Origin of the sequence: Maricaulis sp., assembly GCF_030149235.1 — a bacterium.
Lineage (GTDB): Bacteria > Pseudomonadota > Alphaproteobacteria > Caulobacterales > Maricaulaceae > Maricaulis.
In genome coordinates, this window is sequence record NZ_JASBRW010000051.1 from 1 (window position 1) to 6,976 (window position 6,976).

Below are 6,976 nucleotides of genomic sequence, written 5' to 3' on the forward strand. Positions count from 1 at the left end.
TGGTTTCCGTGCCGATCGGGAAGTTGATCAGGGAGCGGGCCGTCTGCGCGCCGAAGAGTTTTTCGGCGGGGACTTCAAGAGGACCAAAGCTGTCGGTTTCCGTGCGCATCTCGCTCATGAGGGGAGGCTCCTTGCAGGCCGTTGCGGGCTGCTTGATGATGGTGAACTTCGATTCGGACGTGTATCACTGCCGCATGACGGATCAAGACGATGTTGCGCATCGCCATGGGGGGCTCGCGCAAAAATGGACTGGACGAGGGAAGGTTCAAGCCGCGATGTACGGTGACGAGCTTAATCTGCGCGTTGACGCGCTGACGACGCAAACGCGCCGGTTCAAGGCGTTGATCGGGGATTTTTTTCGCCTCGAATTCAAGCGCGTGCGCCCGAAATACGGTCCTTATGAGGTGGTCATCGAGATCCAGCGCACCGAGCACAGCCCGGTGCATGATGTGGATAATGTCGCCAAGGCGGTGCTGGATGCGCTAACCGGTGTCGTCTTCCACGATGACAGCCAGGTGGAAAAGCTCCTGGTCACCAAGACGGTGGGGGAGCGCGCGCGTATCAGCGTGACGGCGCGGCCTATGGCGCGCCAGGAGGTCGGTGAGTTCGCCTAGCTCTCCAGCCAGGCGACGGCCTCATCTTCAGTCGTGAAGTGCCTGTAAACAAAGGCGCTCTTGTTCTCCGGGACGAGCTCGTAGAGCTGCGTGATGATGTCGTGGCCAAAGCCGGTTGTGACCATCGCGGCTTTGTGCCGTCCGGTAAGTTTGTCCGTATGCGAGGCAAGGACGGAAAGAATATCATCGCGGATCGCATCGAGGGTGAATTCGGACATGTCAGTCGCCGGATCGACCAGGATAAGCCGCGCCTTGCCGTCGCCCCAGTGTTGGCTGGTCAACATTTTGACAATCGCGGCGCCGACTTCCGCCGCCAGCATCAGCCCCGAAACCCGGTGCTCAAACCAGCCCTTCTCAGCGTTGTAGGTCGCAGTAACTGTCATGCTGGCGCCCCTTCGATTCACCCAGGATTGAAGTCTAATAGAGCGCCATTTTCGCTCAAGCCGGGTATAATCGAATAACAGGCGCAGCCGCGGGACCGGAAGTCCTCGCCTTCCTGCGGACCTCGCCCTAGTGTCTTGAGTGGATGGGAGAAAAACGCCGGCCTCGACAGGTCGTGCACACGGAATGAGGGAAAGCATGCGAAAGCTGATTGGTTGGGCGGCCATCGCCATGATGGCGATCAATGGAACCGCCATGGCGCAGGTCGAGCGCGTTGTTGTCGGCAATCGGGAAATGGAGAACATCCCGGATATCCCCGCTGAGGTGAGTGAGCGTCTGCGCACCTACCAGAATGTCCGCGGCGCCGGCTTCCAGGGCTTCCTGCCCGATGGCGGCATTCTGATTTCTACACGTTTTGCTGAAACCAGCCAGATCCACCGGGTCGACACCCCGCTGGGGACCCGGTCCCAGCTGACTTTCTACGATGAGCCGATTGGCGGGGCGAGCGTGCGCCCGGGGGGCAGTGGCGAGTTCCTGTTCTCGCGCGATCGCGGCGGCGATGAGTATTTCCAACTCTTCCTGTTTGATACGGAAACGGGCCGTACCCGTCAGATCACCGAGGACACGACCCGCAATGGTTCGGCCAGCTGGTCGAGCGACGGTGAACAGATTGCGTGGTATCGCTCTACCGAGGGCGATCCGGATTGGGATATCCTCGTCGCGGATACCGACAACCCGGATAATCGCCGGGTGTTGGTCGAGGGCGAGGGCGCGGTCTTCCCGGGTGACTGGGCCGATGACGGCTCCAAGATTGCCATGATCCGCTATTACTCGATCACTCACAGTGATCTCTTCATCGTCGACACGGCCAGCGGCGATGTGCGCGAGCTCAATGCCGATCTCGATATTGCCTATGCGGCTCATGAGTTCGAGCCGGGCGGCGATAGTCTCCTGGTTGTCACCGATGCCAATTCGGATTTCCGCCGAGTCGTCCGCATGGATGTCGAGACCGGTGAGATGATCCCGGTGACGCCGGACCATGGCTGGGATGTCCAGGGCATGGACCTGTCGCCGGACGGGCGGACGCTGGCCTATGTCCTCAATGCTGGCGGGGTGTCTCAGTTGCGTATGATGGATGTCCGTACCGGCGATCAGCTCGAGGCGCCGGATCTGCCGATCGGCCTCATCGGCGGTATGCAATGGGATGAGGCGGGTGAACGCATCGGCTTCACGCTCAATGCGGCGACCTCGCCCAGTGATGCCTGGATCTATACCCTCGAGAGCCAGGCTCTGACGCGCTGGACGATGAGCGAAGTGGGCGGTCTCAATACCGAGACCTTCGTCGAGCCGGAGCTGATCAGCTTCGAAAGCTTTGACGGGCTTGAGGTTCCAGCCTTCGTCTATCGCCCTGAGAGTGACGGGCCGCATCCCGTCATCGTGTCCATCCATGGCGGTCCTGAAAGCCAGTATCGCCCGGGTTTCTCCTCCACCTTCCAGTACTGGCTCAACGAGCTCGGCGCTGCCGTCATTGCACCGAATGTGCGGGGCTCAAGCGGCTATGGCCGCGAATATGTGATGATGGACAATGTCTTTAATCGCGAGGACTCGGTGCGCGATATCGGTGCGCTTCTGGATTGGATCGAGACCCAACCGGACCTTGATAGCGACCGGGTTGTGGTCTTCGGCGGCTCCTATGGCGGCTACATGGTGCTCGCCTCGCTTGTCCATTATTCCGACCGCCTCGCTGGCGGGGTGAATATCGTCGGCATTTCCGACTTCCGGACCTTCCTGGAAAACACGGCGGGCTATCGCCGTGATCTTCGCCGCGCCGAATATGGCGATGAGCGTGACCCGGATGTGGCGGCCTTTTTCGAGGAGATTTCTCCGGCTCGACAGGCTGCTGAGATCACGGCGCCGCTCTTTATTATCCAGGGGCTGAATGATCCGCGTGTGCCCGCCAGTGAGGCCGAGCAGATCCTTGCCGCGGTGCGTGCCGCCGGCGGTGACCCCTGGTATCTGCTGGCCAATGATGAGGGCCACGGCTTCCGTAAAAAGGTCAATCGCGATTTCCAGCGTGAGGCGGAGACCATGTTCTTCCGCGAAGTGCTGGGTCTAGATTAAGCGGACAACCCACCCAAGTGGCGGCCATTTGCGGGAGCCGGAGCCGGAGCCGCCACCGGGGCTCCGCGACCTGAGGCCCGGGATGACGGCCTGTCGGCGGCTTTCAACAGCCGCCGAATAGGCTAGTCTGACCTCAGGGCGAACCCCGGGGGAAAGAATGAAACACCTGCTTTGCGTCAGTGCGGCGGCCGCACTGCTGACCGGTTGTCTGGATGGCGAATTCGACAATGCCGTCAGCACCTATACCAATATCGAGCCCGGCGTTTGCCAGGGCATTTATTCGGATGAAGAAGGGCCGGTTTTCGTGAGTGCCTGCGAAGGCGTCGGGCCATGGACGGTCTATGTCCACGCCGACAGTCATCGCGAGATGACGGCCTATGCCACCGTGCCGGTCGAGCCCGGGGAACGTCCGGAACACTTCGCCTTTGGCGGCTATATGGGCAATATGGGTGGCTATAATAGCACTATCGAATGGCGCCTGAAGCGCGAGGGGGGCGAGCCCTTCGCCACCATCCACCGCTACCGCTTCCCGGACATGGAGGATTTCAGCCGGGCCCGGGAGATCCTCACCGTGAGCGCATTGCGCGCCGATTACGCCTTTGAATCCTGTCACGTCGGCTATGTTGATGCGACCGATCTGCCTGATGCCAACGCCCTGGCACGGGAGCTGGCCGACCGCCTGTCCTATACATACCACTGCGGGTCAGATCATGTCTGGGTCATCGACCGCTATACGCCGACCATCGAGGCGGCGATCGCCGCGCGGCAGGCAGACTAGCGCCGGCCTCCGGCCAGCCTGGCGGCTTCCGGTCGAAGCCGGAGCCGCCACATGGCCCAGACACCGAAGGCTGGTCCGATTGCCAGCGGGGCGAAGGCCCAGCTCCAGCCGGCGAATTCAATCCAGTAAGGCAGCACCTGGACCATGACCGCGGTGAGGGCGAAGCCCATTGCTGTCTGCAGGGTCAGGAGGGTGCCGGTGCGCTCTGGCGGTGCCAGTTCGGCGACGGAAGCGGAAAATTGGGCGCTGTCCGCGATCACACTCATGCCCCAGACCAGCAGGAGCGGCAGCATGAATATCGGGGGCATGTCGAACAGGAGGCCGGCCAGCAAGGCACAGCTTCCACTCACGGTCATGGCCACCATGGTTATGGCGGTTCGGCCAAGACGATCGGCCAGTTGACCGGCGATCAGACAGGCCAGTGCTCCAACCGCAACCACGGCAAAGGCGGTCAGATCCGCCGCGCTGCCCGCTGCGCCCTGCGCTGCCCAGTAGGCGTGGGCGAAAGGGCCGATCCAGGCCCACATGGCGTAGAGTTCCCACATGTGTCCAAGATATCCCAAATTGGCCAGTCGCAGGGCCGGGTCGCGCCAGGCCAGAGCGGCCGCGCGGGGATCGAAGGCTGGCGCCGGTTTGAGGCCGGGCCCGCCGCGGGCCAGCAGGATCAGCCCGCTCGCACTCACGGCGGCGATGGCTGAAATGGCGAACGGGCCGCGCCAGCCCAGACCGATTTCCAGTGCGTTGAAGGCGAAGGGAAAGGCCGAACCCAGGGTCAACGCGCCAACCAGCAGTCCAACAAGGAAACCCGTGTCACCCTTGGCCCAGCTCGCCGCCAGCTTCATGCCGACCGGATAGACGAGCGCCAGTGCCGCCCCGGCGATTAGACGGGTGGCGATCATGGCCGACGAGCCGGGCAATAGAACAAGAGCAGCCAGATTGGCCAGGGCGGCTATCAAGGCACCCAGCGCGAACAGGCGGCGCGGGTCGATCCGGTCGGGCCAGCCATAAATCGCACTGACCAGGGCGCCGATCACAAATCCCGCCTGGACCGAGCTGGTCAGGGCTGCCTGGGCCAGCGGTCCGAGATCGCGCACGGCCAGCAAGCCGGGCAGGGCAGCCGCACCGGCAAACCAGACCGACAGGGCCAGAATTTGGGCAAGGGCGATGAAGATCAGGGCGTGTGACTTGCCCGCGAACGCGTCTGGCGCCGTCATTCCCCGTCTTCGGCCAGCTTGGGCCGGCGGACCTGACAGGTCGAGGTCGCCTTGGCTGCGATCTCGCCCTCGGGCGTCCAGATCGTGCCTTCCATGAAGGCGACATTGCGCCCGATGCGCAGTGCCTGGCCGCGCGCTCGGCATTTGCCCAGCGGCAGGGCATTGAGGAAGCTGGTTTTCAGCTCCAGTGTGGGCACGCCGACCGCATAGTGTTCAGCGACGACGACAGACAGAGACATCACCTCGTCGAGCATGGCGCAGATCATGCCGCCCTGGACGCCCCCGCGCAGATTGGCGCAGCGCGGATCCGGATCGAACTCGGCCTCGAGCCAGCCCTCCTCAATGGAGAAATCAAGCGGTTTGAAACCCAGCAGACCCGCCGCATGCTCCAGCCGCACGACATTGGATAATTGTTCGCGGATTTCCTCGGCATTGAGGCGCCGGACCTTGCGTTTGGCGAGGTCCGCCGGCACGGGCGTCTTGCTCATGCCTACTTCTTGCGGAAGCTGTCGAGGCTGACGACCTGGGCACCCTCACCGGCACTGTCCGACCCGGTAGCCTGGGCCGCTTCCGGCTCGGGCGTTTCCGAATTGTCGGCCATCGGCGGCTCTTCCACATCCGTTTCGTGCTCGAACTGGAGATGGAAGCCGACGCTCGGGTCATGGAATCGCGACACGGCCGTGAACGGCACTTTGAGGTATTTTGGAATACCGGAGAATTTCAGCGTCACCTCGAAACCCGCATCGCCGATTTCCAGGTCCCAGAACTGGTGTTCCAGAACAATCGTCATCTCTTCCGGATACTTGTCCATTAGCGTGGGATCGATATCGACGCCCGGCGCCTGGGTGCGGAAGGTGATATCGAAATGATGCTGGCCGGGCAGCCCGCCCGGGCCGGCCGCCTTGTGCAAAGCCTGTTTGACGACTCCGCGCAGTGCCTCCTGCGCCATCACATCATAGCGCATCAGATCCTTGGCCATTGAAACTCCCCCGGTCTCCCGCGATCACAAGGTAAACGACGTAAACCGCAGGTCAACGAAATCCGGACGCTGGACTGCACTCTATACCCTTACTGGGGAAGGGTGAACGGCCCATGCGCCTGCACGGTGAAGAATTCGTTTTTCCGGTGCTTCAAAACCGGCCCGCGCGCAGAGCGCGGATCAGCCGGCATGGCGATAACGCTCTACCGGGCAATTCGGGGTCAGCACGTATTCGCATTGCGAGGAGCATTTCCGGCCGAGCTTTTCGCAGTCGGTCGCAAATTGCTTGAGCCAGTATTGCGCAGTCTCGATTCGGCTGAATATGCAGACCTGAAACCCGCCACCCCGCAGGGCCGAACGGAACAGGGTTTCACCCCATGTCGGTTCTTCCGGATTGGAGCTGACCAGAGCAATAGCCGTCCTGGACGGGGTGAGCTCTACAAAAAAGGATGCCAGATCAATGGCATCATCCGGTGAGAGAGGTAGACCGCTTTCCGACAGGTCAAACAGGTAGCGGATCGGGCGGCCGGATAGGTTCTTTTCGGAGATTTTTTCTACGGCGTTGAACAGGTCTGTACAGCGGCTTTCCTTTGCCACAGCCACGGCGAGGGTTCCGGTATTCAGCCATTTGATGCGCGACTGGTATCCCATCGTCGCCCGCCCGTATTTCCATCACGAATGGTGGCAGATTGCGTCCGTTTGGTTAAGAGGATGGTAACGCGGCTGATGGGGGGCAGGTGTCATGCAGAAAGTGGAGGCTTCTGTTGCCAGGCGCCTCCGAGCCCCGCCTATTCCGGCTAAAGGGAATAGGAGTTTTAGCGAGATTACCCGCGCTGCTTACGCAGCGAGAGCGACCTCTTCAGCGTAGTTGTCATTTGCAACTATTTAA

General features: G+C 61.7%; 8 protein-coding genes and 1 other RNA gene. 3 read left to right on the forward strand and 6 right to left on the reverse strand.

What is annotated here, in order from left to right; all coding sequences use genetic code 11:
- Nucleotides 1-155 precede the first annotated feature (155 nt).
- Complete coding sequence (locus Q1V51_RS07415; RefSeq protein WP_300554794.1) at nucleotides 156-614, forward strand: RusA family crossover junction endodeoxyribonuclease; 459 nt, start codon at nucleotides 156-158, stop codon at nucleotides 612-614.
- On the opposite strand, the gene Q1V51_RS07420 is transcribed toward Q1V51_RS07415, so the two are convergent.
- A complete protein-coding gene (locus Q1V51_RS07420; protein WP_300554796.1) occupies nucleotides 611-997 on the reverse strand; it encodes a hypothetical protein in 387 nt (128 codons plus the stop codon). The two genes, Q1V51_RS07415 and Q1V51_RS07420, sit on opposite strands and share 4 nt — an antisense overlap.
- Before the next feature lie 196 nt (nucleotides 998-1,193).
- Here Q1V51_RS07420 and Q1V51_RS07425 point away from each other — a divergent pair, with 196 nt between their 5' ends.
- Nucleotides 1,194-3,116 carry a S9 family peptidase gene (locus tag Q1V51_RS07425; RefSeq protein ID WP_300554799.1) on the forward strand — a complete coding sequence of 641 codons (1,923 nt, stop codon included), beginning with the start codon at nucleotides 1,194-1,196 and terminating at the stop codon, nucleotides 3,114-3,116.
- Between the two features lie 157 nt (nucleotides 3,117-3,273).
- Nucleotides 3,274-3,894, forward strand: a complete 621-nt coding sequence (locus tag Q1V51_RS07430; RefSeq protein ID WP_300554802.1) for a hypothetical protein — start codon at nucleotides 3,274-3,276, stop codon at nucleotides 3,892-3,894.
- Here Q1V51_RS07430 and Q1V51_RS07435 read toward each other — a convergent pair.
- The 5 genes from Q1V51_RS07435 to ssrA form a co-directional block, all read right to left on the reverse strand.
- The gene (locus Q1V51_RS07435) at nucleotides 3,891-5,108 is read right to left on the reverse strand and encodes an MFS transporter (protein ID WP_300554804.1); all 1,218 of its coding nucleotides are present in this window, start codon (nucleotides 5,106-5,108) and stop codon (nucleotides 3,891-3,893) included. The genes Q1V51_RS07430 and Q1V51_RS07435 overlap by 4 nt on opposite strands.
- Complete coding sequence (locus tag Q1V51_RS07440; RefSeq protein ID WP_300554807.1) at nucleotides 5,105-5,596, reverse strand: PaaI family thioesterase; 492 nt, start codon at nucleotides 5,594-5,596, stop codon at nucleotides 5,105-5,107. Before Q1V51_RS07440 ends, Q1V51_RS07435 begins: the two co-directional genes overlap by 4 nt.
- Nucleotides 5,597-5,598: 2 nt before the next feature.
- Nucleotides 5,599-6,087: a ClpXP protease specificity-enhancing factor SspB gene (locus Q1V51_RS07445; RefSeq protein WP_300554810.1), complete on the reverse strand. Its 489-nt coding sequence runs from the start codon at nucleotides 6,085-6,087 to the stop codon at nucleotides 5,599-5,601.
- Between the two features lie 180 nt (nucleotides 6,088-6,267).
- On the reverse strand, nucleotides 6,268-6,738 hold the full coding sequence (locus Q1V51_RS07450) for a hypothetical protein (protein ID WP_300554813.1): 471 nt from the start codon (nucleotides 6,736-6,738) through the stop codon (nucleotides 6,268-6,270).
- Nucleotides 6,739-6,837: 99 nt separating this feature from the next.
- Nucleotides 6,838-6,976, reverse strand: a transfer-messenger RNA (tmRNA) gene (gene ssrA, locus Q1V51_RS07455); the annotation flags it as partial.

What these genes read in the sequence shown, in the direction of transcription:
- Q1V51_RS07415 (WP_300554794.1), top strand. Translation starts at nt 156, where the DNA reads ATGATGGTGAACTTCGATTCGGACGTGTATCACTGCCGCATGACGGAT.
- Q1V51_RS07420 (WP_300554796.1), bottom strand. Translation starts at nt 997, where the DNA reads ATGACAGTTACTGCGACCTACAACGCTGAGAAGGGCTGGTTTGAGCAC.
- Q1V51_RS07425 (WP_300554799.1), top strand. Translation starts at nt 1,194, where the DNA reads ATGCGAAAGCTGATTGGTTGGGCGGCCATCGCCATGATGGCGATCAAT.
- Q1V51_RS07430 (WP_300554802.1), top strand. Translation starts at nt 3,274, where the DNA reads ATGAAACACCTGCTTTGCGTCAGTGCGGCGGCCGCACTGCTGACCGGT.
- Q1V51_RS07435 (WP_300554804.1), bottom strand. Translation starts at nt 5,108, where the DNA reads ATGACGGCGCCAGACGCGTTCGCGGGCAAGTCACACGCCCTGATCTTC.
- Q1V51_RS07440 (WP_300554807.1), bottom strand. Translation starts at nt 5,596, where the DNA reads ATGAGCAAGACGCCCGTGCCGGCGGACCTCGCCAAACGCAAGGTCCGG.
- Q1V51_RS07445 (WP_300554810.1), bottom strand. Translation starts at nt 6,087, where the DNA reads ATGGCCAAGGATCTGATGCGCTATGATGTGATGGCGCAGGAGGCACTG.
- Q1V51_RS07450 (WP_300554813.1), bottom strand. Translation starts at nt 6,738, where the DNA reads ATGGGATACCAGTCGCGCATCAAATGGCTGAATACCGGAACCCTCGCC.